The organism is Ruegeria sp. HU-ET01832 (assembly GCF_040371315.1).
Classification (GTDB): Bacteria; Pseudomonadota; Alphaproteobacteria; order Rhodobacterales; family Rhodobacteraceae; genus Ruegeria; species Ruegeria lacuscaerulensis_A.
In genome coordinates, this window is sequence record NZ_BAABWL010000005.1 from 57,752 (window position 1) to 83,468 (window position 25,717).

The following is a 25,717-nucleotide window of genomic DNA, read 5'->3' on the forward strand; positions in this document are numbered from 1 at the left end:
CAACTCTCTAAATTGAATTCTCTTCGCGATAGACCCACAGCCGCAGGATCACGAAATTGATGACAGGTAGAACGACGACCACCACCCCAGCCGTTGCAAGCTCGGACATGTTCAGTCTGGGGCCGAGAACCGATGTCAAAACCGAAGACACGATCAATCCGATGCCGATCATGCACAAAAATCGGCCAAACTGAGCCGGAACGGCCAGCTTCTTTTCAAAGGTCCAACTGGTTTGGCCGACATACTGGATAAGAATGGCCGACCCAAACGCCAGAAAGTTGGCAACCCAAGACGATCCGAACAACCTGAGCAACCCCAGATACGCCAGGATATAGTAGACGGCCACACCTACTCCCACGACCGCAAAGCGGACTATCCGGCGGCGTTCGCTCATGCTTGTTTGCTCATTGTTTCCGGCGTGTTCTCAACCACGCCGCCGACTTGTTCATCGATGAAAAACAAGGGGCGCCCTTTGGCTTCGATGTAGAGCCGCCCGAGGTATTCGCCCATAATTCCCAATGTCAGCAACTGGATACCCGAGAAAAAGCTGATCACCAAAACCGTTGAGGCCCAACCAGCAACGGTGTTGTACAGGATCAGCGACCAGAATACATAAACAAGCATCAGCGCCGCAACGATCAGGGTTAAGAACGCAAGGCGCGTGGCAATCTGCAACGGTTTGATCGAAAAACTGGACAACGCATCAAAGGCCAAGCGGATCATCTTGGACATTGGGTACTTGGTTTCACCAGCAACGCGCGGATCCCGCACGTATTCGATACCAATCTGCCGGAACCCAGCCCAGGCGAACATCCCGCGGATGAAACGTGCACGTTCGGGCATATCCAGCACCGCGTTCAACACCCGGCGGCTGACCAATCGGAAGTCACCTGTGTCATTCGGGATCGGGACATCCGACAACCGGTTGAGAATGCGATAGAACCCGTGAGCGGTCAGCTTTTTGAACCAGCTTTCTCCTTTGCGCTCGCTGCGGCGGCCGTACACCACGTCGTATCCGCGATCCATCATCGCCATCATGTCAGACAACAATTCGGGCGGGTCTTGCAGGTCAGCATCCAACATAAAGATGCGTTCACCCCTTGCGGCCATCAACCCGGCTGTCAAAGCCACCTGATGCCCCCTGTTCGTGGACAGTTTAAGACCACGCACTCGCGGATGCTTCTGGCTTTGCAAACAGATCCCATCCCAGGTGTCGTCGGTCGAACCATCGTCGACCAACAGGATCTCGGTGTCGTCAGACCATGCGTCTGTTGCTGCGATCAAGCGCTCTACCAGAGCTGGTAAGGAGTCCTCTTCGTTCATACATGGAACGACTACAGACAGTAACATTTAACCTCCGAACGCGATCTGTCCTGCTCGATTTTGTGGCGAATATTTCGCTTCTGTTGGAACACGTCGCTTTGGTTTAGCTTCTTCGTATTGGGTCGGAACCCTTGATATCTTAACACCCGGTCGCCGCTAATCGGTAAGTTCCAGTTTTCAGACCGTAGTTACCAATGCGACACATTCAATCACCCGTGCAGACGGACTGCACGCAAAATATTCGCGCCGTTCTTGCCTGTACGATGTGGCAGCAATGAGCCCATCTTAAGACAAAGCGTTGTCTGATGATCCAAAACCGCAACTTGATTGCCGGTCTGAACAGTTTTTCCAACGAAATTCAAACCTTCGGCTGGTCATGACCCGCATTTTTAGTATCAACTGTGGCTAACCAACGAGGGAGAGAAAAATGAAAAAGCTATTGTTGGCTGCATCGGCTGCATCGCTGCTAGCCACATCGGCATTCGCTGAGGTCAAGGTCGGGATGATCACTACCCTTTCGGGCGGCGGCGCCGGCCTGGGTCTTGACGTGCGCGACGGGTTCCTTCTGGCGATTGAACAGTCAGGACGTGACGACATCGAAGTCGTGATCGAGGACGACCAGCGCAAGCCCGACATTGCGGTGCAACTGTCAGACAAGATGATTCAATCAGAACGCGTCGACGTCATGACAGGCATTATTTGGTCGAACCTTGCCATGGCCGTCGTTCCAGCAGCGGTGAACCAGAATGTGTTCTATTTATCCCCCAACGCAGGCCCTTCGGCCTTGGCGGGGAAAGGATGCCATCACAATTATTTCAACGTGGCATGGCAGAATGACAACCTGCACGAAGCGGCTGGAGCATATGCAAATGATGCTGGCTACAAGAAGTCTTTCATTCTGGCTCCGAATTACCCGGCGGGTACGGATGCACTGACCGGGTACAAACGTTTCTTCGATGGCGACCTGGCCGGAGAGATTTACACCCAGCTTGGTCAAACGGACTATGCCGCCGAGCTCGCCCAAATCCGCGCGAGTGACGCCGACAGTGTCTTTTTCTTTCTGCCCGGCGGCATGGGGATTTCTTTTCTCAAGCAATATGCCGACAGCGGAATCGATCTGCCTGTCGTCGGCCCGGCCTTTAGCTTTGATCAGGGTATCTTGCAGGCAGTGGGTGATGCAGCCTTGGGTGTTGTGAACACCTCGCAATGGAACAAGGATATCGACAATCCGACCAACAAGGCTTTTGTCGATAGCTTCAAGGCCGAATACGGCCGCCTGCCGTCGCTTTACGCCAGCCAGGGTTTCGACACCGCAAACCTGCTTTTATCCGCATTGGAAAAAGCCGATCCGTCAGACGCAAATGCTTTCCGCGAAGCCCTGCGAGCCGCTGAGTTCGACAGTACGCGCGGGGATTTTGCATTTGGCCCGAACCACCACCCGGTACAAACGATCTATGCGCGTGAAGTGATCAAGGAAGGTGATGTTTTTACCAACAAGATCATCGGCACCGCACTTGAAGCTCATTCGGACGCATACGCCGCCGAGTGCAAAATGTAAGAAACGACTGCTGCCCGCCGTCAACCAGACGGCAGGCAGACCACCGGAGTTCCCATGTCCTCGATCCTGATTGTCGAGCAGATCCTCAATGGTCTGCAATTTGGCGTCATGTTATTTCTGATGGCTGCGGGCCTGACACTTATCTTTGGCGTCATGGGGCTGATCAATCTTGCCCACGGTTCGCTTTACATGGTCGGGGCTTTCGCAGCAGCCACTGTGGCCGGTGCCACGGGATCGTTCTTTCTGGGTCTAGTTGCGGCGCTCGCCTCAGCTGCGCTTGCCGGCGCGATGATTGAAATTGTTGTCATACGAAGGCTATACGATGCACCTCATCTGGATCAGGTTCTAGCTACCTTTGCCCTGATACTTATATTTTCGGAGGGAACCCGCTGGTTTTTCGGGTCTTTCCCCTTGTTTTTGAATATCCCGCAAGCTCTTTCGGGGCCTGTCACCCTGCCCGGCGGCATCGAATACCCCCTTTACCGTCTAAGCCTGATCGTCATCGGTGTGGCAATCGCGGGCGGATTATGGCTGTTCATCGAACGTACACGCATAGGCATTCAGATCAGGGCCGGTGAAAACGATCGAGAGATGATCGCGGTGCTTGGCGTTGATATCTCAAAACTCTACACCCTCGTTTTTGCCCTAGGAGCAGCTCTGGCCGGGCTGGCCGGCGCTTTGGTTGGAGCAATTCAATCGGTGCAGGTAGGCATGGGTGAACCCGTTCTGATCCTTGCCTTTGTGGTTATCGTAATCGGCGGTATCGGGTCGATCCGAGGGGCGTTCATTGGTGCATTGCTGGTCGGTTTGACCGACACGTTGGGCGGCGTTTTCCTTCCTGAATTCCTTGGCTTGTTCATGGAGCCCGGTGCAGCGCAAAAAAGCGGGTCAGCCATTGCCTCGATGGGGATTTATATACTGATGGGGCTTGTTCTGATCTGGCGCCCTACTGGCTTGTTCGGAGCCCGCGCATGAGAGTTAAGGAAAGATACATCAATGGCGTCGTTCTGACTGGCCTGCTTCTATTACCCATTTGGGCATTGGCGATGGACGAGCCTTTCACGATCACGTTGGCCACCCGAGCGGTTGTCCTTGCACTGGCAGCTGTCGGGTTGAACCTTGCATTGGGTCTGGGCGGAATGGTCAGCTTGGGCCACGCTGCGTTCTTTGGCCTTGGCGGCTATACCATGGGTATTCTTGCCTATCACGCGCAGACGTATTCAACCTTAAACCTTGGTCTGTTCAGCACTGATGGGACAACGTCGATGCCGTTGATCTGGCTGTCGGCTATGGTCATCTCGGCGCTGGTCGCGTTTTTCATCGGCATGCTGTCACTGCGCACAACCGGGGTTTATTTCATCATGATCACCCTCGCATTTGGCCAGATGTTTTTCTACTTTGCCATCTCATGGGCGCAATATGGCGGCGAGGACGGATTGTCCATTTATGTGCGCAACGGTTTTCCCGGCTTAAACACGCTGGTGCCAATTCAGTTCTTCGGCATCTGTTTCACTCTTCTTTGCATCGTGTTGTTCCTGTTTGCCCGCCTTCAGGCTTCACCCTTCGGTTTGGCACTGAACGCCACGCGCCAAACCAGATCACGTGTTCAGGCAGTCGGTCTGAACCCTACGCGAATTCGTTTGCTGGCCTTTGTTCTTTCAGGCGCAATAACTGGATTGGCGGGCGCGCTCTTCGCTGACCTCAACCGGTTTGTGTCGCCCACAATGTTTAGCTGGCAATTGTCCGGAGAGCTTATCGTATTGATCGTGATTGGCGGCGTTGGACGGCTGATGGGGCCGGTAATCGGGGCTTGTGTCTTTGTAGCACTCGAGCATTTTTTAGGAGCATTGACCGATTATTGGCATGTTTACCTTGGAGTCGTCCTGTTGTGCATTGTCCTGTTCGGGCGTGGTGGACTGATCGGCCTACTCACGGGGAAAGAGGGTGCGCATGTCTAAGCCAATCCTTGCCACTGATGCACTTAGCAAACGGTTCGGCGCGTTGACAGCGACACACGATGTGTCAATCGACCTCAACCCAGGGGAAATCCACGCAATCATTGGCCCGAACGGAGCGGGCAAGTCCACGCTGATCAAGCAGATATGCGGTGAAATCCACCCCGATTCCGGTCGCGTTTTGTTGGATGATCGGGATGTTTCGGCCCTGCCCCCCCACGTTCGCGCACGCGCTGGCTTGGGTCGGACGTTCCAGATTTCCGACTTATGCATGGAAGACACTGTTTTAGAAAACGCGATTTTAGGCTGTCTGGCAATCGAAGGGGCCTCATGGCGGTTCTGGGGGGCCGCTCAAAAATCAAAAACTTTACGGTCCCGTGCAGAAGGTGCACTGGATCGTGTCGGCCTTGCGGATTTTCGCGACACACAGTGCTCCAGCCTCAGCCACGGGCAGCGACGACAGTTGGAAGTCGCCGTTGCGCTTACGCTTTCACCCCGCGCGTTTGTCATGGATGAACCCATGGCCGGTCTCGGAGCAGAGGGGTCCCGGAACCTGACTGCTCTACTCGACGGACTTCGCGCCGAAGCCCCGATCCTGCTGGTCGAACACGATATGGATGCCGTTTTTGCTTTGGCAGACCGCATCAGCGTGATGGTCTATGGCGCGGTGATCGCCACAGGATCAGCAGACGACATCCGCCAAAGCGCGGATGTCCGAGAGGCCTACCTGGGAGAAGAAGTATGAGTTTTCTCACGGTCGAGAACCTTCAGGCAGCCTATGGTCCAAGCCAAGCGCTTTTCGGTGTCGATCTGCGCGTGGCTGAGGGCGAAGTTACCGCATTGCTGGGACGGAATGGCATGGGCAAGACAACCACCGTCAAGGCGATCTGTCAGATGATCCGTTCCTCGGGCACGATCACCTTAGATGGCAAAAACTTGCAGGGCCTACCCAGTCACAAAGTTGCGCGGAGCGGTGTAGGTCTGGTTCCCGAAGGGCGCAGGTGTTTCATGGACTTAACCGTGCACGAAAACCTAATCGCTGCAGCCCGCCCCGGAGAATGGGATCTGCGCAAGGTCGCAAGTCTGTTCCCGAGGCTGGATGAACGTGGAAACCAGCGAGCCGCCTCATTGTCTGGCGGTGAACAGCAAATGCTGGCCATCGGTCGTGCATTGATGACGAATCCGCGTCTTCTTGTTCTGGATGAAGCAACCGAGGGTCTCGCACCCATCATCAGACAGGAAATCTGGGCTGCAATGCGGCAGTTAAAGCAGAACACCAGCGTCGCAATCCTTTTGATCGACAAGTCCTTGAAAGAATTAGCCACTGTATCAGACACCGCAACCATCCTAGCACGCGGGCGCACAGTCTGGAGTGGCGCCATGTCCGACTTGACGTCCGAGGTGAGCGAAAAGCACATAGGTGTCTAAACTCGTTAGACCAAGCATCGCCAATCAACTTTTAACATATGTGGCGGAGAGACAGGGATTCGAACCCTGGAGACGGTTTCCCGCCTACACACTTTCCAGGCGTGCGCCTTCGACCACTCGGCCACCTCTCCGTGCGGGCGATATTTGGACTATCGCTTGCAGATTTGCAAGGCCCCAATAGGGTGAAAATTCAACCTTCCTGAGCGGGACCGGAAAACCGATCAAATCTCGTCCCCGTCGCTATCCGACATGTCGGCTTCGGTCATTTTAATCGGCGTAGGTTTGGCTGCGGAGCCCTCTTCAGAATTGGGGGCAGCCTTCACCTCTGGACCGGTGTTGCGCAGAGTTTCAGGGTTGCGCAACCACACGTCACGCTGCGCGAACGGGATCTCGATGCCCTCTTCAACAAAGCGACGGTTGATCTCATGGTTCATGTCTGACTTTACAGACAGCATCCAATTCACATCCCTTAGAATAGCACGGATTTCAAAATCCAGAGAATCCGCGCCGAAGCCTTGGAACACAACACTGGGAGCAGGGTTGGCAAGAACCATCGGGTTCGCATTTGCAATTTCGCCCAGGATTTTCTCGACCTTGCGAGTATCGGTTCCGTAGGCAACGCCGACAGGAACAATCACCCGCCCGATCGTGTTACCGCGGGTGTAGTTGGTCACCACACCGCTAATCAGATCCGAGTTGGGGACGATCACATCGGTTCGGTCGAAGGTCTCGATCCGTGTCGACCTGACCGAAATATCGCGCACATAGCCCATCATCCCGTTGACGTCGATCCAATCGCCTTTCGAGATCGGACGCTCGACAAGCAGGATGATACCCGAGACAAAGTTAGACACGATGGTCTGCAAGCCAAAACCAATGCCGACCGACAGCGCACCGGCAACTATCGCCAGCGAGGACAAGTCGAACCCGGCCACCATAATGGCGCAGAGCGCCGCCAGGAAAATTCCGACATAGCCTGTCCCGGCGACAATCGCGTTTTGGCCACCAGGGTCAATCTTGGTCTTGGGCAGCAGAGAACTGCGTAGCCCCCCTTGCAGCATTCGGGTCAAGCCATAGCCCATCAGGAAGACGATCAGGAAGGTAAAGAAATTCTTCGGTGAAACTGTCACGCCACCGACATCGAATCCCAGCAGGATACGCGACCAAACCTCAAGTAAATCCGTCTTGCGCGCGCCCCAGTAGATTGCCAGAACCGGGATGGCGAAAATGGCCATCGCAAAGCCGATCAAGACGGAAAACAGGGAATCCTTGGCCCCGTCGCCCTGTCGCGTGACCCACCCGTAAACAGCAGTCAGGAATCGCTGAACGATGACCAGTGCCGCAATGAGAACAAGGGATTTGACAGCAGGATAAACGATCGCCTCGGCGGCGTTGGTATAACCGACCACTGCCAGCACCGGGCTGGCAATACCCAGCAGAAACAGGGCTCGACGCAGGAATTCTATCAACTGCGCCAAACCCGCGCCTCGGGTCGCGCCGGGCTCATCCGAGTCGACGACAACCTCGGTGCTGCGCACCTGACGCACGCGCAAAAGAACCAGTGCCGTAATGATTGTCACAGGGAAACCGACAACCGCGCGCGTCGCGTCCGAGATATTCTCGATCTGCTCGAATAGATTCACCAATTCGTGCAGGATCAAAAGGACTGCAAGCAGATCGAGATAGACCCGCAGTTCGGCCACCCGCTTCGCGGTCAGACGCTTAAATCCCTGCGCCTCTTGCAGGACATAAACCTGTCGGCCAATCCAGTCATAATAGAGGATAATCGCAGCCCAATACGGGATGTTTTCCAACAGCAAAGTGCCACGCAAGCCCGGCACCCCAGTCATTACGATCGCCTTGACGATCAACCAGACCCCAAGCCAGGGTAAAATAATACGCAGTAGTGAAGTCAGGAACGTCCAAACACCGCTGCCCCGGCCGCCCAGCTTACGCAAGTAGCTCCCTGCAAGCTCGGACCAATGCTTGCCGTAGAACAACAGTACCCCGGCGAGAACCACCAGTACAAAAATACCCAAGCCCTGATTGCGCAACTTCTCGTGGGCTACATCAGTTTGCAGATTCCTTCGGGCTTCGTTGAACAGGCCGCGGGCTGCTTCGGTAACATCTGTCCATGCTGGCCCCCAATAGATTGGGTTAATCGGAGACGGACCGCGCTCTAACAGCTCTTTGGTCTGGCGGTTACGCAGAAGCTGATCGATTTCTGCGATCAAACCGTTGGCGCGGCTGAACGCTTCTTCCGAGATAATCCTAGGAACCTGAAGGGCATTCAGTTGCTCTTCAAGATGCGCGCGCAGGGCGGCAATGTCTTTGGGTTCGCTCGCATCCCCTTCGGGCTTCGGCCCAAGCGCCTCGATCTGAGCGTCAAGCGTCTGTATGCGTTCGGTATTTGCACCACGCGCACGATTGAAATCATCGCGATAGGCATGAATTTCCGAACGTAGGTTTTCAAGCGATGCATTCGAGGCCCGGTCGGCCTCGATCACTACTTCTGCTCGGTCCGCCGTTTTGACCCAACCCTGATAGTACTCGCTCTGTCGGTCGGAAAGCTGAGCAGCCGCAGGGCCGCAGAGAACCGCCAGACAAATTGAGACAAGCGCTAGGAGCAGGCGGACCTGTCGCAGCATCACACGTCCTCGAACACGCCGGGTATGCTGCGCGGGGCTTCGGTCATCCAATCGGGCACCGGCAGCTCTTTTTCACGCAGGAATTCCGGGTTGAACAGCTTGGACTGATAGCGCGTTCCATAGTCGCACAGGATTGTCACGATAGTATGGCCCGGCCCAAGGTCTTTGGCCAAACGCACGGCACCCGCCATGTTGATCGCGGTCGAACCGCCCATGACCAGCCCCTCTTCGCGCAGCAGGTCGAAGATGAGCGGCAGCGCCTCATTGTCGGTCATCTGATAGGCGTAATCGGGCTTGAAGCCTTCGAGGTTCTTCGTGATCCGCACCTGCCCAATGCCTTCGGCGATCGAGCTGCCCTCCATCGCGATTTCGCCAGTGGTGTAATAGGAGTAAAGCCCTGCCCCCATCGGATCGACCAAACCGATCTTAACGCCCTTGGGCTGCAAAGCATCGGCGACACCGGCCAGCGTTCCGCCGGAACCCACGGCACAGACAAAGCCATCGACTTTGCCCCCGGTTTGCTCCCAAATCTCGGGGCCCGTAGTTTCCACATGCGCCTGACGGTTGGCCACGTTATCAAACTGGTTTGCCCAGATCGCGCCATTGGGTTCGGTCTGCGCCAGTTCCTCGGCCAGACGGCGCGAGTAATGGACAAAGTTGTTAGGGTTGCGATAAGGCGCGGCAGGCACCTGCACCAATTGCGCACCGGCAAGGCGCAGCATGTCCTTTTTTTCTTCGGACTGCGTTTCCGGGATCACGATCACGGTCTTAAAGCCCATCGAAGCTCCGACCAAAGCCAGACCGATACCTGTGTTGCCCGCAGTTCCTTCAACTATCGTACCACCGGGCTTCAACTCGCCCCGCGCGATGGCGTCTTTGATGATATAGAGCGCCGCGCGGTCCTTGACCGATTGGCCGGGGTTCATAAACTCGGCCTTTCCAAGGATTTCGCATCCGGTTTCCTCGCTAATGCGCTTCAATCGGATCAGCGGGGTTTTTCCGACTGCGTCGGCAAGGTCTTTCGCAATGCGCATGGCGCCCTCATTTCATTACGGATCAAGGCAGATTTACAGTTGCCGCGCGCCAACCACAAGCAGCGATCATCACGAGCGCAGACGGTTCCGATGTCGCGCGAGCCAATGAGCCAGCGCCAGCAACGGCAAATCTTTGAACCCATGGGCATCAACTCTGTCCATGAAGTCCACAAACGGCAGGATTTGTGTGCGAATGTCCTCGCCCTCGGAAGCAAGGCCACCATTGTTGACTGTCTGATTAAGGTCAGCCAGCCCGACATAGAGATGAAGGTATTCGGTGGATGATCCGCTTGACGAATAGGCTGATCCCGCGCTTTCCAACACCAACAGATTTACATGAGCCTCTTCAAGTGTCTCGCGCCGAGCCGCCTGTTTCGGCGTTTCGCCGGGGTCAATCATTCCAGCGACGGGTTCCCACATCCAAGGCTCCGGATCTTCGGCCATGTAGACCGGTGCCCGGAATTGTTCGACCAATAGGACTGCATCGCGGATCGGATCGTAGGGCAGAACGACAACCGCACTGCCCTGCATCAGCCCGCTACGATGTACGACCGGCCCCATCGAGCCATCATACAGCCGATGCTGCAGCTCGATCCTTTCCATCCCGAAATAGTCGACATACTCTCGCGCGTGTTGTTGCAGGACCACGTCTTTGCGCACATCGCGCGGATCGCCAGTGTGCCGCTTGCGCGCGGCGAGCCTTGCCCAAGCCCGCGTACGGATGGCAGGAAAGCTGCGGGAAATCTGGTCAGCGTCGACCTTGCCATAGTAGCCCATCACCTCTTGCGCCGCTGACACCGACATTTCCGCCCAGTCGTCCACCCAATCCTGCAAGGACCAGGGACCGTCAGAGGTCCACAAGTTCGGCTGCGGGTAGAACACGCTTGCCAAAATGCGAGAACCATCAGTGAGGTTCAAAGTGTGAGGCTCCATATCAAAGTCGAAACCGGCCTCATAAAACTTTAACCGCTTCAGGTCTTCTGGCCCGAGCCCTTCAACCACCAGCCCCGGGGCATTATGGCCTGTTTCAGAGCAAATCATCGGAAAATGCTCGTCCCGAACATCATAGACCGCGTGGTCTGGCAGAACTGCGTCTCTTATCTGCAAGTCGGTGAGCGGTCGATCCAGAACGGTCTCCAACAAAGGCAGATGGCGAAGCGTTCCATAGAAAAACAATGCGGACACAAAATTACCCTCGTAGTGCCAGTAGCCCTCACCGCCAGCGGCGACTGGCCTCTTCCGTGGCGAGACCCGCGATCACAGCACCGATCCCGAGCGTCCACAGGATTTCTGGTGCTAACAACTGCTGACCAAATTCAATGCCAATCTGGAAAATGGCCAACAGTGCCTCAAATGGTCCGTCATACCGATGGCGCATAGCCAATCGGAACATTTCGTTGCACCCTTGAACAAACAGGCCCCAGAAAACCAATGAGACAACCCCGGTCAAACCGTTGTTCAGTCCGGACGTCCACCCTTTGCCAGCTCGCTTTCCCATGATTTTCCAGCCGCACGCAACCGCAATGATCATGTTCACGTAGGTAAAGATACCGTAGTCCTTACCATCTTCCCCATTAGCGATGATCATGCTCGAAACTAAAAAGGCCACCACCAAAAGACAAATGGAGGCTACAAGTCGCGCAGCAGTGGGCATCAGGTGGGTCCGTTCATTACGTTGGTTTTGCTACAGTAATCTGTGTCACATCGCAATTGCCGGTGTCAAAGGCTGCGCCGCAGGCAGTCAAATAATAATTCCACATGCGGCGAAAACGCTCATCAAAGCCCATCTCAGAAATGACGTCCCATTTATCATTGAACGTGTCATACCAGCGGCGCAGAGTCAGATCGTAGCTTTTGCCGAATTCCTTGGACGTCACCACGTTCAAACCTGCCTGAGCGACCTGCTCTTTTAGCACCGAAGGTGCAGGCAGCATACCGCCGGGAAAGATATATTTCTGAATGAAATCAACACCATTGCGGTAAACCTCCCAACGATGATCTGCCACGGTGATAATTTGTAAAGTCGCCTGAGCACCCGGCTTCAAACGTTCGCGCACAACTTCGAAATAGACTGGCCAGTATTTTTGACCAACCGCCTCAAACATCTCAATTGATGCGATGCCGTCATACTGGCCACGCTCATCACGGTAGTCCTGCAACTTGAACTCGACCATGTCGGACAATCCCGCTTTATCAATGCGTTGCCGGGCATACTTCAACTGTTCTTCGCTGATAGTCAGGCCTGTGACCCGTAGGCCACGCTCTTTTGCTGCATATTCAGCAAATCCCCCCCAACCACAGCCGATTTCAAGGATGTGATCACCGGGCTTTGCCCCCATCTCATCAACCATACTGGCGTATTTGGCGGTTTGCGCCTTCTCAAGACTTTCCTGCCCAGTCTCAAACAGCGCGCTGGAATAGGTCATCGTATCATCCAGCCACATGGCATAGAATTCATTGCCCAAATCGTAGTGATAAGAGATATTCTTTTTGGCTTGCTTACGGCTATTTCCGTTCAACCAAAAGCGAAGCCTTTCATAGGCTTGAACCAGAAACTTACCGGTGAAATCGTCGTAAACGGTCTCGGTTCCCAAATGGACCAAATCCATGAAAGACCGTAAATCCGGTGTGCTCCAGTCGCCTTCCAAATAGGCGTCCGAGAACCCCAATTCGCCCTCTCGGATCAGCCGGGCAAAGACGTCCGGGTTGTGAATATCGACCCGCGCAATTGGCCCGGGCTTTGTACCTTCGGCTCGGAAAACACGGCCATCCGGCAGCGCGATATCCAGGCGGCCGCATTCCATCTTGTTCAGCATTTTAACAACCTGCCCGAAATAGCGTGGCAGGTCTTTCTGTCCGTCTGTGGTGGTCAGGATCATCCGCTCTCCCCTGTGCGGTTGTTGTTTCAGGCTAGGCCGAGTTTGTGTTTCTGGCAAGTTTTCAGTTCCTTACTGGGTTTTCCGGTGCTCATAGGCGGCCAGTGCCTGTGCTCGTCCTTCGGACAATGTAACGATCGGAGCCGGATAGTTATCCGTGGGCTCAAGGCCCCAGGCCCGAGGGATCGCTTCGAAATACGCCAAGGCAGTATGGGGCGGAGCAGTCTGGCCCTCGGCCACCCATTTGCGTACATAGGCGGATGATGGGTCAAATTTCTCTTGTTGTGTCACGGGGTTAAAAATCCGAAAGAACGGCGACGCGTCTGGCCCCGAGCCTGCCACCCACTGCCATCCCATCGCATTCGATGCGGGATCCCAGTCCACCAAACACTCCTCGAACCACCCCAGGCCGACTTTCCAGTGAGTCATCAGATGCTTGGTCAGATAGCTTGCGACGATCATCCGTGCCCGGTTGTGCATCCGCCCGGTTACGTACATCTCGCGCAAGCCGGCATCTACGACGGGAATACCCGTTCTTGCTGTTTTCCAAGCAATTACCTGTGGGTTATCTTCATCGAAACGCCACGGAAATGCGTCCCACTCTGGCTTCCAGTTGGCGCCAAGCAGATGTGGAGTGTGAAACATCAGGTGATACGCGAATTCGCGCCACACAAGTTGGCGCAGATACGCACCCGTACCCGACACGCCGTTCATCCCAGAGATCCTAACACGATGCCAGATCGACCGTGGGCTGATCTCACCCAGTGAGAGATATTCGGCCAAGGCCGATGTTCCGTTGTAATCCAACCGGTCTCTATCGTTGGAATAGTCAGAAACACGACCAACAAACGCTTCGAGAACGTCAAAGGCGGCCTCTTCACCTGCGCGCACATGCTGCGCGACCACTCCGGCGCCTCGGTTCATTGCCGCCCCCATGGCCCAACTCCCAACGTCATCTGACTTTGGCCAAGCTGGCGGCGCAATCAGACGGTTCGGTGTGGGGACCGGTGGGTCAACGTCCCTGTGTTGCACAGCTCTCCACATCGGCGTGAACACGCGGAAAGGTTGTCCACTCTTCGTCGCTACTGTCCAGGGTTCGAACAGCAGATGGCCGGAAAACGACTTTGCTTCAACCCCTTGGTCCTTAAGCGTTGTCTTGATGCTGCTGTCCCGCTCAATGGAGTCCGGATCATAAGCGCGGGTCCAGTACACTGCAGATGCTCCGGTTTCGCGGACAAGCTGTTGCAAAACCTCGATGGCGTTTCCCTGCCGCAGGATCAACCGACTGCCAACTTGCGTCAAACGCTGCTGCAACGCTTCCAGCCCTAGCGACAGTCGCCATTTAGGCGCAGCACCCAGCCTCTGAGCAAGATTGTCGAGTATGTAAACGGGAATGACGGAACGACCGCTTTGAACTGCTGCGTTCAAAGCTGGGTGATCCGACAGCCGCAAGTCCCGCCGGTACCAAATGATGATCGGTGACTGCTCGTTTTCCATGATCGCCCTTTGTATTTTCTTTTATACGAAACAGGGCGAAAACCGGATCACAAAACGGTGTCAAGACTTTCCAATAACTGGTTGATTTCGTTCTCAGACGTGTAATGAGTGAAACTGACACGCAGCACACCGCGGGTCAGATCGACACCCATCGCTTCAAGTGGGCGAACTGCGTAGAAATCTCCGCCCCCGGCCATGATCCCGTGCTTTACCAGATTGCTCGCCACATCTTCGGCATTTTGTTCCAAAGCCAAAGCTACGGTTGGCGCACGACTGGCCGCGTCAGAGGTCCCGACCAGCCGGACCGAATTGCGATCCTTCACGGCGTCCAAAACAGGTTGCAGCATTGCAACCTCTTGCCCTCGCATCAAGTTGTGCACAAACGCACCCCGCTCGGTCGCGCCGCTTTGGGGGCCGCCATGATGATCGCACAGAAGGTCGACGTAATCCGCCATCCCCGCGCAAGCCGCGATCTGAGCGTGATCCGGCCCCGCAGGCGTGAACCTTTTGTACAAACTGTCCGCATTGAAATAATGCGCCTGGTTTGGCAGCAACTCACCCAGCGACCGTCGCATGACCATACAACCCTGATGAGGGCCATAGGTTTTGTAGGCCGAGAACAGATAGATGTCCGGCCCCATATCTCCGACATTGGGGAACCCATGCGGCGCGTAAGAAACACCATCCACACACACGAATGCGCCAGCGGCATGAGCGATCGCAGTGATCTCGGTTACCGGATTGATCTCTCCGATCACATTCGAACAATGCGGAAAACAGACCAGACGCACCTTTTCATCTAACAGGTTTTCAAGATCATGCGGGTTCAGCGATCCGGTCTCGGGGTCGATCTGCCATTCCCGGACCTCGATACCCTCCTCAGCAAGGCGGCGCCAGGGACCTGAGTTGGCCTCGTGATCCTGATTGGTCACAATGATCGCCTCTCCGGGTTGCATCCAGCGCCGGAACGCCTGCGCCAATACATAGGTGTTTTGAGTCGTGGAGGGACCAAAGCTCAGCTCGTCAGTATCGACCCCCAGAATTGCTGCCATGCGGACGCGGGCTTCGTCCATTTCCTCGCCCGCCAGCCGACTTGCTTCGTAAGGACCGTAGGGTTGCACTTTGCGCTGGGTGTAAAACCGAAACAGGCGATCCAAAACCGGTTTGCAGGTATAGGATCCGCCTGCATTCTCAAAAAACGCCTGCCCTTGAAGGCTGGGTTCGGCAAAGGCCGGAAACTGCGACCGAACGAAATCGATATCGAGGGTGCTCATGGCACGGGGCTCCTTAGATCATGCACGTCAATCCATGAGGACACCGGTGCATGATTCCGGGTCCCTCGGAAATCATGGCGGGTCTTCCAGCCAAGCCTTCGCGTTTGCGATGGCAGCCCCTGCGGTCGCAAAGACCGGGCCAAGTTGCCCAGCCTTCGCGTCCGCGTCAAGCACTTGAATACAGAATGTCCGGTCTTTGGGGATGAGACTTATCCCTGAACTTTGGTATAGGTTCCTTCACCTGCAAGAATACCGCGGAACCCGCCCGGTTCATCCAGGCCGAACACGATCAGCGGCAGGTTATTGTCACGCGCCAGCGCAATGGCCGAGGCATCCATGACCCGCAGACGCTTTGCCAAAACATCATCATAGCTGACCGTGTCATAGCGCACTGCATCCGCGTGTTCCTTGGGGTCCTTGTCATACACCCCATCCACACCGTTCTTGCCCATGAATATCGCCTCACAGGCCATTTCATTCGCGCGCAGCGTGGCGGCGGTATCTGTCGTGAAATAAGGGTTACCCGTTCCGGCAGCAAAGATGCACACACGTTTTTTTTCAAGGTGGCGTACAGCGCGGCGGCGGATATAGGGCTCACAAACCTCATCCATGCGAATGGCCGAAATCACACGCGTGAAAACCCCAACTTCCTCAAGTGCTGACTGCATCCCAAGCGCGTTCATAACCGTCGCCAGCATCCCCATATAGTCAGCGGTCGTCCGTTCCATCCCCTGCGCCGAGCCGCTCAGACCGCGGAAAATATTACCTCCGCCGATGACCATGCAGATTTCGACCCCCAGATCGTGCACGGATTTCACCTCTTGCGCGATGCGCTGAACCGTCGGCGGGTGCAGGCCAAAGCCCTGATCGCCCATAAGCGCCTCGCCTGAAATTTTCAGCATCACGCGACTGTATTTGGTTTTCGGGGTGTCGGTTTCGGGGGAAAGGCTCATATTGCGCTCCGGGCTGGCACGGGTTTTATTTCGCCGCAAAATGAAGCAAAACCTCTGCGGGTTCAATGCGGATCATGAAGAACAAGGCACTCTTGGATGGCCAACACGAACACATCGCAGATTTGGGACCGCCTGCCCCCCATTCCCGCCGATAAACCTGTGCTAATTGCCGGGCCCACAGCCTCGGGCAAATCCGAACTGGCGTTGCGGATCGCTGAAACCTTAGGCGGTGTCATCGTGAATGCCGATGCCAGTCAGGTCTATGCGTGCTGGCGGGTAATTTCAGCCCGGCCATCCGCCGACGACGAAGCGCGCGCACCCCATCGGTTGTATGGGCATATCGCCTATGATCAGGACTATTCCACCGGCCATTGGCTGCGCGAGGTCAAACCATTTTTGAGCGGGCCTCAACGCCCCATCATAGTGGGTGGAACCGGACTCTATTTCTCTGCTTTGACGGAAGGTATGGCTGACATACCGGCAACCCCATCCGACATAAGGACCGAGGCGGATCAGCTTACCCTGCCCGACCTGATCCGTGGCGTTGACCGCGAAACTCTGGCGGGGATCGACACGCAGAACCGCGCACGAGTTCAGCGCGCATGGGAGGTTCTGCGCGCAACCGGTCGCGGCCTACGCGACTGGCAGAACGACACGCCGCCTCCGGTTTTGAACATCGCGGATACAGTGCCCATCGTTTTCGACGTGGACAAACAGTGGTTGCTGAACCGGATCAACCTGCGGTTTGACTTGATGCTGGACACCGGCGCATTGCAAGAGGTCAAAGCCATGCGTGCGCACTACGACGCGTCGCTTTCTGCTTTCAAGGCCATCGGAGTTCCCGAGCTTATGACCTACCTTGACGGCAACATGACACTCGAGGCCGCCCGTGAACGTGCCACAATCTCGACCCGACAATTTGCCAAACGTCAGCGGACATGGTTCCGTGCGCGCATGAAAGACTGGAATAGCGTTGATTTCTCAAAGTGATACCACTTTTTGTTGATTGACCACTCAGGCGTGTTTTGTGCCCCGCGCGAATATGTCGAATCCCCTGCCTTCAGACCGATCAGCCAATGTAACGCAGGTCCAGACTCGATCGGTGTTAGCGGCAACCGACCCCGACGAATGTCGTTTTTGTACCCTGAATGACGATTTCGAACGTTGACCTGACCCGATTTCTGGTGCCGAATGAACGCATGGGGATGTTCAGTATCACAAAAACGGAAACCCGAGAGCCTGCCACCCGCGCCTGCCGGGCCTGAGCGGTTCTACATTCAATCATAAAAATCTATGTCACAGGGAGAGACATTAATGACAAAGCAAACCTTGACCGGAGCACCGATGCACTGGGCGGCGGAAATGCATGCACAGGAATTTCGTGACGGCAAGCTCAGCCGGCGTGAGTTCATGGCCCGCGCCACGGCATTGGGTGTCGCTGTTCCTGCCGCCTATGGAATGATCGGCCTAAGCTCACCCGCAGCCGCGCAAGAACCACAGCGCGGCGGCACGATCCGCTACCAGATGGAAGTGCGTGCGCTGAAAGATCCGCGCACCTACGACTGGACACAGATTGCCACCTTCACCGCAGGTTGGCTTGAATATCTGGTCGAATACAACAATGACGGCTCATTCAAACCCATGTTGCTGGAAAGCTGGGAAGCGAATGATGACGCGACCGAATACACGCTGAACGTGCGTAAAGGCGTCAAGTGGAACAACGGTGACGATTTCACCGCCGAAGACGTCGCGCGCAATATCACCGGCTGGTGCGATGCGACCCTAGAGGGCAATTCCATGGCGTCACGCATGGCGTCTTTGGTCGATGAAGCCACCCAAAAGGCGGCGGACGGTGCCATCACCGTGGTCGACTCGCACACTGTAAAACTGAAATGCAACACCCCGGATATTACCATCATCCCAGGCATGGCAGACTATCCGGGTGCCATTGTTCACAGCAGCTTTGACGCAAACAACATGCTGGCCAACCCGATCGGTACTGGATTTATGATCCCGGAAAGCCACGAAGTTGGCGTTAAGGGCGTGCTGGTGCGTAACGAAGGCTTTGACTGGTGGGGATATGAGGCCGGCAAAGGCGGTTATATCGACCGGATCGAGTTCATCGACTACGGCACCGACCCTGCCGCGTTCTTAGCCGCATACGAAGCCGAAGAAATCGACATGAATTGGGAGTCGGTGGGCGAATTCGTCGACATCTTTGATGGTATCGGTCTGGTGCGCTCGGAAATCCCGTCTGGCTTTACCATCGTCATCCGCCCGAACCAGCTGGCCGAGGACGATAGCGGCAACAAGATCTACGGCGACAAGCGGGTTCGTCAGGCGCTGGCAATGGCCGTTAACAATGAGGTCTGCCTAGAGCTGGGCATGTCTGGCTATGGTATTCCTGCGGAAAACTGCCACGTGGGTCCGATGCACCCCGAGTACGACTCGGCCGTAACCCGTATCCCATATGATCCGGCAGGGGCAAAAGCCCTGATGGAAGAAGCGGGCATGGCTGATTTCGAGCACGAAGTTCAGTCCATCGACGATGACTGGCGTCGGAACACCACTGCGGCTGTTGTTGCACAACTTAATGATGCCGGGATCAAGGCCAAACACACGATCCTTCCGGGCTCGACCTTCTGGAACGACTGGACGAAATACGCATTCTCCTCGACCAACTGGAACCACCGTCCTCTGGGCACGCAGGTTCTGGCATTGGCCTACAAGTCGGGTGTTGCGTGGAACGAATCCGGTTTCGCCAACGAAGAGTTCGACAAATTGCTGGCCGAGGCGAACTCGATCGCAGATGTGGACAAACGCCGCGAAGTGATGGCCAAGCTGCAGGCGATCATGATCGAAGAAGGCGTGACCATCCAGCCTTACTGGCGCACAGCGATGCGTCACCATCGCGACAACATGGTCGGTGTCGAAAAGCACATTGCGGACCTTCCGCAGCTTTATAAATTCGGCCTCGTTTCCTAAGCCGAACAACACAAGGCCGCGCCTGACGGGCGCGGCCTTTTCATCCTGACGACGGCGACCAAAACAACAGCGATGCGCACGGTCCGGCGACCGATGCGCGAGCCTACCAACAGGGGCTAACATGGGATTATTCATCTTAAGGCGCGTCGGCATCATGCTTTTGACAGCGCTGTGCCTTACCTTTCTGGTCTTCTACCTGACGAACCTTTATCCGAACCTCGAAAAACTTGCGAAGACGCAGGGCAACTTCCGTATGTCCGACGAGCAGGTCGAGAGCTTTCTGGAAAAAGGTGGATATCTGCAGTCAACCCCCGTGAAATACGGTGAATGGTTGGGAATCCTGCCATCTTATCGGCACACGAATGAGGACGGCACAGTTCAGGGCAGATGTATCCTGCCCGGCAAGACTGCCGAAGAGTCTCCGAATTTCTGTGGTATTCTGCAGGGGTACTGGGGCTATTCGACCGTGTTCAAAGAAGAGGTCTCGACCGTTGTCGGGACACGTCTTGCCCTGACCGGACGGCTGATGTTCTGGGTGATGCTGCTAATGGTACCGTCAGCTCTGATCTTGGGTATTTTGGCGGGTATGAAGGAAGGCTCGGCCACCGACCGGACGCTTTCGACCTTTGCCATCACAACAACGGCAACGCCGGAATACGTATCAGGCGTGATCTTCATCGCGATCTTCACGTCCTCTGCCGTGGGGCTAAAATGGTTCAAGGGCACGGCCACACAGGCTATGGAGAATCCGACGTTTGAGAATTTCTTCTTACCCGTGCTGACAATCGCGCTTTATGGGATGGGCTATATCGCCCGGATGACCCGCGCCTCGATGACCGAAGTGATGACGGCGCAGTACATCCGAACCGCGCGCCTGAAAGGTGTTTCGTTCCCGAACATCGTGATGAAACATGCGTTGCGCAATGCGCTGATCGCCCCCTTCACCGTCATAATGCTGCAGTTCCCATGGCTGCTGAACGGTGTGGTGATCGTCGAGACCTTGTTCAACTACAAGGGCTTTGGCTGGGCATTGGTTCAGGCAGCAGGCAACAACGACATCCAATTGCTGCTGGCGATCTCGGTCGTGTCAGTCTTTGTGGTGCTGGTGACCCAGCTGATATCGGATATCGGCTATGTCTACCTGAACCCGCGTATTCGTATTTCGTGAGGAGGCAGAGATCATGGAACCATTAACCTGGACCGGCTCTATTGCCTTCCTGAACCCGCTTTTGGCGATTGCACTCGTTCTTATGGCCGCATCGATCCTGGCTTGGATATTGGCCAGTATCGTTCTGCCCGAACCTCAGATGACGGTGAACCCCGACGGGACGCTGACATCGGGATCTGGCATACGAAACCTAATCCAAGCCCTGATGCGATACAGCTTTCTAGCAAGTGTCGGGCTTGCTGTTGCCTATATCGTCTTGGGCATTTTGATGGGAACCGGCGCAGGTATCATCGGCGCAATGATGCAGCAATTCCTGCCCGTCTGGTTTTCGTTGATCTTGCTGTACGCAATGTCCATCGCGTTCAAACGCAAATTGGGACTCTATGGCAAGCTGTTTGACAGTCCGATTGGCATGATCGGCTTTGGCCTTGTGATGTTCTGGGTTTTCACCGGGATTTTCGGCGCGCTTGACCTGATCGTGACGCATGACTCGCTGTCACAAGTCTCTGGGATGAAGAACAAAGTGCCCGGAACGCCTTTGCCCAGCGTGGAGGACGGAGAATATGCGTGGTACCTGCTGGGGGGCGACAACCTGGCCCGCGACGTCTTTAGCCGAATGGTCAAGGGCGCGTGGATTGTGGTGCAGATCGCGCCTCTGGCGACGATGTTTGCCTTCATGGTCGGGATCACGCTGGGTTTGCCTGCAGGTTACTACGGTGGGCGGCTGGACACGTTGCTGTCTTTCCTTGCGAACCTGATCCTCGCCTTCCCGGTCATTTTGCTGTTCTACTTACTGGTGACGCCCGAGATCGTGGCAACCGGTGTTCCAAACTACATGGCCGCTGTTCTTTTCATCTTTCCGATCATCTTTCTTGGGGTGCTATTGAACTCGCGCTATTACACACGGCCGACATTCCGAACGCCTCTTTTGATTGGTGTTCTGGGTGTCGCGCTCTGGCTGTACCTATCGCTGATTTCGACAGGTGGGTATGTGGTTAACACCGACGGCTACGGCATTTGGGGTCTGCCAACCTTCCTGGACCTTTTCGACGTTCCCGCTGGCATCCTTGTGGTCTTCGTTTCGGTGGTCTTCGTGAACTCACCCACGGTGTTCCGCATCGTGCGAGGGTTGGCGATGGACATCAAAACCCGCGACTATGTGGCCGCGGCTCAGACGCGGGGTGAAGGACCATGGTACATCATGCTGTGGGAAATCCTGCCCAACGCGCGCGGCCCTCTGATCGTCGATTTCTGTCTGCGGATAGGATATACCACGATCCTTTTGGGTACCTTGGGCTTCTTTGGCCTGGGTCTGCCGCCAGAAAGTCCGGATTGGGGGTCGACCATCAATGAAGGGCGCAAGCTGTTGTCGGTCTATCTGCACCCTGCCCTTCCTCCGGCGTTGGCGCTGTTGTCATTGGTTCTCGGTTTGAACCTGCTGGCAGACGGTCTGCGCGAAGAAAGTCTGAAGGATTGATGTGAAAGCGGCCGGGGGGCCAGCCCCCCGGATCCCCCGAGATATTTTCAGCCAGATGAAGGGGATCCCCTGACTCTCGCGAGGAGAAAACAAGATGAACAAACTGGCGGATTATGATGGGCCAATTCTTGAGATCGATAAGTTGTCGATTTCGTTTTTCACCCGTCTGAGGGAAATCCCCGCTGTCATGGACTTCTCGGTCAGTGTGCAGCCCGGCGAAGCGGTTGGTCTGGTCGGCGAATCCGGCTGCGGCAAATCTACTGTGGCTCTGGGCGTTATGCAGGACCTTGGCAAGAACGGGCGGATCGTGGGTGGAACGATCAAGTTCAAGGGACGTGATCTAGCCGAGATGAGCTCGGACGAGTTACGCGACATTCGCGGCAATGAGATCGCGATGATTTATCAGGAACCAATGGCGTCGCTGAACCCGGCTATGAAGATCGGCAAGCAGTTGATGGAAGTGCCGATGATCCACGAAGGCGTGAGCACGGATGAGGCCTATGCCCGCGCGCTTGAAGTGGTAACAGATGTCCGCCTTCCCGACCCTGAACGGATGTTGAACTCGTTCCCGCATCAACTGTCAGGCGGTCAGCAGCAGCGGATCGTTATTGCGATGGCGCTGATGTCTAAACCGGCTTTGTTGATACTGGACGAACCAACAACAGCACTGGACGTGACCGTCGAGGCCGCCGTAGTCGAATTGGTCAAGGATCTGGGCAAGAAATATGGCACTTCGATGCTATTTATCTCGCACAATCTGGGGCTGGTGCTTGAGACCTGTGACCGTCTGTGCGTGATGTATTCCGGCGAGGCGGTTGAACGCGGCTCAATCCATGACGTGTTCGACGAGATGCAGCACCCGTATACGCAGGCGCTGTTCCGGTCGATCCCCCTGCCAGGTGCAGACAAGAACGCGCGGCCTTTGGTGGCGATCCCCGGGAACTTCCCGTTGCCGCATGAGCGTCCTCCGGGATGTAACTTTGGACCACGTTGCGATTATTTCGAAGAAGGTCGTTGCGACGCACAAGACATTCTGATGGAGGCCGTACCCGGCAATGATCGCCATCACACACGTTGCCTAAAGTTCAAAGAAATCGACTGGAACGCGCCGATCACCGTGTCTGAGCAGAAGGAAAAGGCTGAAATCGGTCGGACCGTTCTGAAGATGGACAACCTCAAGAAATACTATGAAGTTGCGGCGAATGCGCTGTTTGGTGGTGGTGCCACAAAGGTGGTTAAAGCCAATGAAACGCTCAGCTTCGAAGCACATGAATCCGAGACACTTGCCATTGTTGGAGAATCCGGTTGCGGTAAGTCCACCTTTGCCAAGGTTCTGATGGGGTTGGAAACCGCGACAGATGGGCAGATCCTTCTGGACAACCGCAATATCGAGGCCGTGCCCATCGAGGAACGCGATGCCAAGACCGTTGGCGAGGTTCAAATGGTCTTCCAGAACCCGTTCGACACGCTGAATCCCTCAATGACTGTAGGTCGCCAGATCATTCGGGCGCTTGAGATTTTCGGTGTTGGCAACTCGGAGGCTGAACGCAAGAAGCGGATGCTCGAGCTTCTGGATCTTGTGAAACTGCCACGCGCCTTTGCAGATCGGATGCCGCGCCAGTTGTCGGGAGGACAAAAACAGCGCGTGGGCATTGCCCGGGCCTTTGCCGGAGATGCGCGGATTGTTGTGGCAGATGAGCCGGTCTCGGCGCTGGATGTCTCGGTGCAGGCAGCAGTGACAGACCTGTTGATGGAGATTCAGCGCGAACACAAAACCACCCTGCTGTTCATCAGCCATGACCTGTCGATTGTACGCTATCTCAGCGACCGGGTGATGGTGATGTATCTGGGCCATGTGGTCGAGTTGGGCACAACAGATCAGGTTTTTGCTCCTCCCTACCATCCCTATACCGAGGCGCTGCTGAGCGCGGTTCCGATTGCGGACACCTCGGTCGAAAAGCAGCATATCGTGTTGGAGGGCGACATCCCGTCAGCCATGAACCCACCGCCCGGTTGCCCATTCCAAACGCGGTGTCGTTGGAAATCCGAAGTACCCGGCGGCTTGTGCGAAGAAAAAGTACCGCCTGTGAAAACTCTGGCCGAAGGCCATCAGGTCAAATGTCACCTGGCGGAAGATATTCTGGCGCGGATGGAACCCGTCATCAAAGTTGCGGCGGAGTAAATCATAAACCCAATTGGACCGGCAGCAATGCCGGTCTAGGCTAGGATAGAGAAGTAAGGTTAACTTCCCCAGATTACACGAACGTAGTTCTGCGTCTCTTTGTAAGGCGGCACGCCACCATGTTTTTCAACGGCTTTTGGTCCGGCATTATATGCCGCCAACGCAAGGCGCCAGGATTTAAACTTGCGGTATTGCCAAGACAGATAGCGCGCACCGCCTTCCAAATTCTGTTTCGGGTCGTGAGGATTTACGCCCAACAACCGTGCTGTTCCGGGCATAAGTTGGGCCAACCCCAGCGCGCCTTTGTGCGACACTGCTTGGGGGTTCCACCCGCTTTCCTGCTGAACAAGCCGTAGGAACAGATCCTCCGGAACGTTATGCTTTCGCGCAGCTTGCCGTGCGAGTGACACAAATTCACCTTTGTATTTTCCGGTATAACGCTGATTGAACTGGCCTTTGGGCCTTTTGGGCTTTAGACGCTCTGAATCTCGGTACTGTGTCGCGGCGCGTGTATCCAAAACCTTGGATTGTTTCAGAAAAATGTCTTTCCGACTCTTGGTTGACAACGTGTCAGCCGATGCTGAAACGGAAACCAACGCCAGAAAAAGAACTGAAAAACCACTCACCAAAAACCGCATTAACGCCAGTCCTGCATTTTCACGAACCCAATTGAGTATAGGTATTTCAGCCAATAATGAAAGCATGGTTAATCCAGCCTTGGTAAATTCCTGCTTATCTCAATACCCATCAACTGTGTTTTAACCATGACGCAGGCCGTATAGGGTCGCAGTGAGAATTGGCGTCAGATTCGGACGCATACTGTTAGATAAAGAACGGGGACGTATATGGCAGGCTCAGTCAACAAGGTCATTCTGGTAGGAAATCTCGGTCGCGATCCTGAAGTGCGCTCATTCCAGAATGGTGGCAAAGTGTGTAACCTGCGTATCGCCACTTCCGAGACCTGGAAAGACCGCAACACCGGCGAACGCCGCGAGCGTACCGAGTGGCACTCGGTCGCCATTTTCTCGGAGCCTCTGGCACGGATTGCCGAGCAATATCTGCGTAAAGGCAGCAAAGTGTATATCGAAGGCCAACTGGAAACCCGGAAGTGGCAGGACCAATCGGGTCAGGATCGCTACTCGACCGAAGTTGTCTTGCGTCCTTACCGGGGCGAACTGACCCTGCTTGATGCCCGAGGCGAAGGTGGCGGTGGCGGCGGCTATGGTGGTGGCCAGTCAGGTGGATACGGCGGCGGTCAGGCTGGCGGCGGCTATGGTGATCCGTACGGCGCACCATCCAGCGCTCCTGCCCCGGCCTCCAGCGGAATCGACGACGACGAAATTCCGTTCTAAGTAAAAC

At 55.5% G+C, this 25,717-nt stretch carries 22 protein-coding genes and 1 tRNA gene; 11 read left to right on the top strand and 12 right to left on the bottom strand.

The genetic code is table 11. The features are described 5' to 3' along the window. Positions 1-7: 7 nt before the first annotated feature. Together ABWV79_RS15375 and ABWV79_RS15380 are read right to left on the bottom strand one after the other, a co-directional pair. Positions 8-394 carry a GtrA family protein gene (locus ABWV79_RS15375; protein ID WP_353392990.1) on the bottom strand — a complete coding sequence of 129 codons (387 nt, stop codon included), beginning with the start codon at positions 392-394 and terminating at the stop codon, positions 8-10. Continuing rightward, entirely contained in the window at positions 391-1,350 is a 960-nt protein-coding gene (locus ABWV79_RS15380) for a glycosyltransferase family 2 protein (protein WP_353392992.1), read from the bottom strand. Before ABWV79_RS15380 ends, ABWV79_RS15375 begins: the two co-directional genes overlap by 4 nt. 400 nt (positions 1,351-1,750) lie before the next feature. On the opposite strand from ABWV79_RS15380, the gene ABWV79_RS15385 reads away from it, so the two are divergent. Genes ABWV79_RS15385 through ABWV79_RS15405 form a run of 5 tightly spaced genes read left to right on the top strand, consistent with a single transcriptional unit; the run spans position 1,751 to position 6,264 of the window. After that, positions 1,751-2,881, top strand: coding sequence for an ABC transporter substrate-binding protein (locus ABWV79_RS15385; RefSeq protein WP_170353030.1), 1,131 nt, complete (start codon positions 1,751-1,753; stop codon positions 2,879-2,881). A gap of 54 nt (positions 2,882-2,935) precedes the next feature. After that, on the top strand, positions 2,936-3,856 hold the full coding sequence (locus ABWV79_RS15390) for a branched-chain amino acid ABC transporter permease (protein ID WP_170353028.1): 921 nt from the start codon (positions 2,936-2,938) through the stop codon (positions 3,854-3,856). Continuing rightward, the gene (locus ABWV79_RS15395) at positions 3,853-4,839 is read left to right on the top strand and encodes a branched-chain amino acid ABC transporter permease (protein WP_353392995.1); all 987 of its coding nucleotides are present in this window, start codon (positions 3,853-3,855) and stop codon (positions 4,837-4,839) included. Before ABWV79_RS15390 ends, ABWV79_RS15395 begins: the two co-directional genes overlap by 4 nt. Further along, positions 4,832-5,581, top strand: a complete 750-nt coding sequence (locus tag ABWV79_RS15400) for an ABC transporter ATP-binding protein (protein ID WP_353392998.1) — start codon at positions 4,832-4,834, stop codon at positions 5,579-5,581. Before ABWV79_RS15395 ends, ABWV79_RS15400 begins: the two co-directional genes overlap by 8 nt. Next, complete coding sequence (locus ABWV79_RS15405) at positions 5,578-6,264, top strand: ABC transporter ATP-binding protein (RefSeq protein ID WP_353393001.1); 687 nt, start codon at positions 5,578-5,580, stop codon at positions 6,262-6,264. The genes ABWV79_RS15400 and ABWV79_RS15405 overlap by 4 nt, the downstream gene beginning before the upstream one ends. A gap of 41 nt (positions 6,265-6,305) precedes the next feature. On the opposite strand, the gene ABWV79_RS15410 is transcribed toward ABWV79_RS15405, so the two are convergent. The 9 genes from ABWV79_RS15410 to pyrH all read right to left on the bottom strand — a co-directional run bounded on the left by ABWV79_RS15410 (position 6,306) and on the right by pyrH (position 16,546). Beyond that, positions 6,306-6,395: transfer RNA gene (locus ABWV79_RS15410), tRNA-Ser, on the bottom strand. 90 nt (positions 6,396-6,485) lie between these two features. Then, positions 6,486-8,912 carry a DUF3772 domain-containing protein gene (locus ABWV79_RS15415; protein ID WP_353393004.1) on the bottom strand — a complete coding sequence of 809 codons (2,427 nt, stop codon included), beginning with the start codon at positions 8,910-8,912 and terminating at the stop codon, positions 6,486-6,488. After that, a complete protein-coding gene (locus ABWV79_RS15420; protein ID WP_170353019.1) occupies positions 8,912-9,946 on the bottom strand; it encodes a cysteine synthase A in 1,035 nt (344 codons plus the stop codon). Before ABWV79_RS15420 ends, ABWV79_RS15415 begins: the two co-directional genes overlap by 1 nt. Before the next feature lie 69 nt (positions 9,947-10,015). Beyond that, on the bottom strand, positions 10,016-11,131 hold the full coding sequence (locus tag ABWV79_RS15425; RefSeq protein ID WP_353393007.1) for an NUDIX domain-containing protein: 1,116 nt from the start codon (positions 11,129-11,131) through the stop codon (positions 10,016-10,018). 28 nt (positions 11,132-11,159) lie between these two features. Continuing rightward, positions 11,160-11,600, bottom strand: coding sequence for a TrgA family protein (locus ABWV79_RS15430; protein ID WP_170353015.1), 441 nt, complete (start codon positions 11,598-11,600; stop codon positions 11,160-11,162). A gap of 16 nt (positions 11,601-11,616) precedes the next feature. Continuing rightward, positions 11,617-12,825, bottom strand: a complete 1,209-nt coding sequence (locus tag ABWV79_RS15435; protein ID WP_170353013.1) for a class I SAM-dependent methyltransferase — start codon at positions 12,823-12,825, stop codon at positions 11,617-11,619. A gap of 69 nt (positions 12,826-12,894) precedes the next feature. After that, the gene (locus ABWV79_RS15440; protein WP_353393010.1) at positions 12,895-14,319 is read right to left on the bottom strand and encodes a cryptochrome/photolyase family protein; all 1,425 of its coding nucleotides are present in this window, start codon (positions 14,317-14,319) and stop codon (positions 12,895-12,897) included. A 47-nt stretch (positions 14,320-14,366) separates the two neighbouring features. Next, complete coding sequence (locus tag ABWV79_RS15445) at positions 14,367-15,593, bottom strand: aminotransferase class V-fold PLP-dependent enzyme (RefSeq protein ID WP_353393013.1); 1,227 nt, start codon at positions 15,591-15,593, stop codon at positions 14,367-14,369. Positions 15,594-15,802: 209 nt separating this feature from the next. Next, positions 15,803-16,546 (bottom strand): UMP kinase, encoded by a 744-nt coding sequence (pyrH, locus tag ABWV79_RS15450; RefSeq protein WP_170353007.1) that lies wholly within the window; start codon positions 16,544-16,546, stop codon positions 15,803-15,805. Positions 16,547-16,642: 96 nt separating this feature from the next. Here pyrH and miaA point away from each other — a divergent pair, with 96 nt between their 5' ends. From miaA to ABWV79_RS15475, 5 genes are all read left to right on the top strand, one after another. Further along, complete coding sequence (miaA, locus tag ABWV79_RS15455) at positions 16,643-17,536, top strand: tRNA (adenosine(37)-N6)-dimethylallyltransferase MiaA (protein WP_353393016.1); 894 nt, start codon at positions 16,643-16,645, stop codon at positions 17,534-17,536. Positions 17,537-17,860: 324 nt separating this feature from the next. Continuing rightward, positions 17,861-19,531, top strand: a complete 1,671-nt coding sequence (locus ABWV79_RS15460; protein ID WP_353393019.1) for an ABC transporter substrate-binding protein — start codon at positions 17,861-17,863, stop codon at positions 19,529-19,531. Between the two features lie 121 nt (positions 19,532-19,652). Further along, positions 19,653-20,699 (top strand): ABC transporter permease, encoded by a 1,047-nt coding sequence (locus ABWV79_RS15465; protein WP_170353001.1) that lies wholly within the window; start codon positions 19,653-19,655, stop codon positions 20,697-20,699. A 13-nt stretch (positions 20,700-20,712) separates the two neighbouring features. Beyond that, on the top strand, positions 20,713-22,176 hold the full coding sequence (locus tag ABWV79_RS15470) for an ABC transporter permease (protein WP_353393022.1): 1,464 nt from the start codon (positions 20,713-20,715) through the stop codon (positions 22,174-22,176). Positions 22,177-22,270: 94 nt separating this feature from the next. Then, positions 22,271-24,358 (top strand): dipeptide ABC transporter ATP-binding protein, encoded by a 2,088-nt coding sequence (locus ABWV79_RS15475; protein WP_170750854.1) that lies wholly within the window; start codon positions 22,271-22,273, stop codon positions 24,356-24,358. 59 nt (positions 24,359-24,417) lie between these two features. Here ABWV79_RS15475 and ABWV79_RS15480 read toward each other — a convergent pair whose 3' ends face one another. Then, positions 24,418-24,996 (bottom strand): lytic transglycosylase domain-containing protein, encoded by a 579-nt coding sequence (locus ABWV79_RS15480; RefSeq protein WP_170353153.1) that lies wholly within the window; start codon positions 24,994-24,996, stop codon positions 24,418-24,420. A 207-nt stretch (positions 24,997-25,203) separates the two neighbouring features. On the opposite strand from ABWV79_RS15480, the gene ssb reads away from it, so the two are divergent. Then, positions 25,204-25,710: a single-stranded DNA-binding protein gene (ssb, locus tag ABWV79_RS15485; RefSeq protein WP_353393025.1), complete on the top strand. Its 507-nt coding sequence runs from the start codon at positions 25,204-25,206 to the stop codon at positions 25,708-25,710. Positions 25,711-25,717 lie beyond the last annotated feature (7 nt).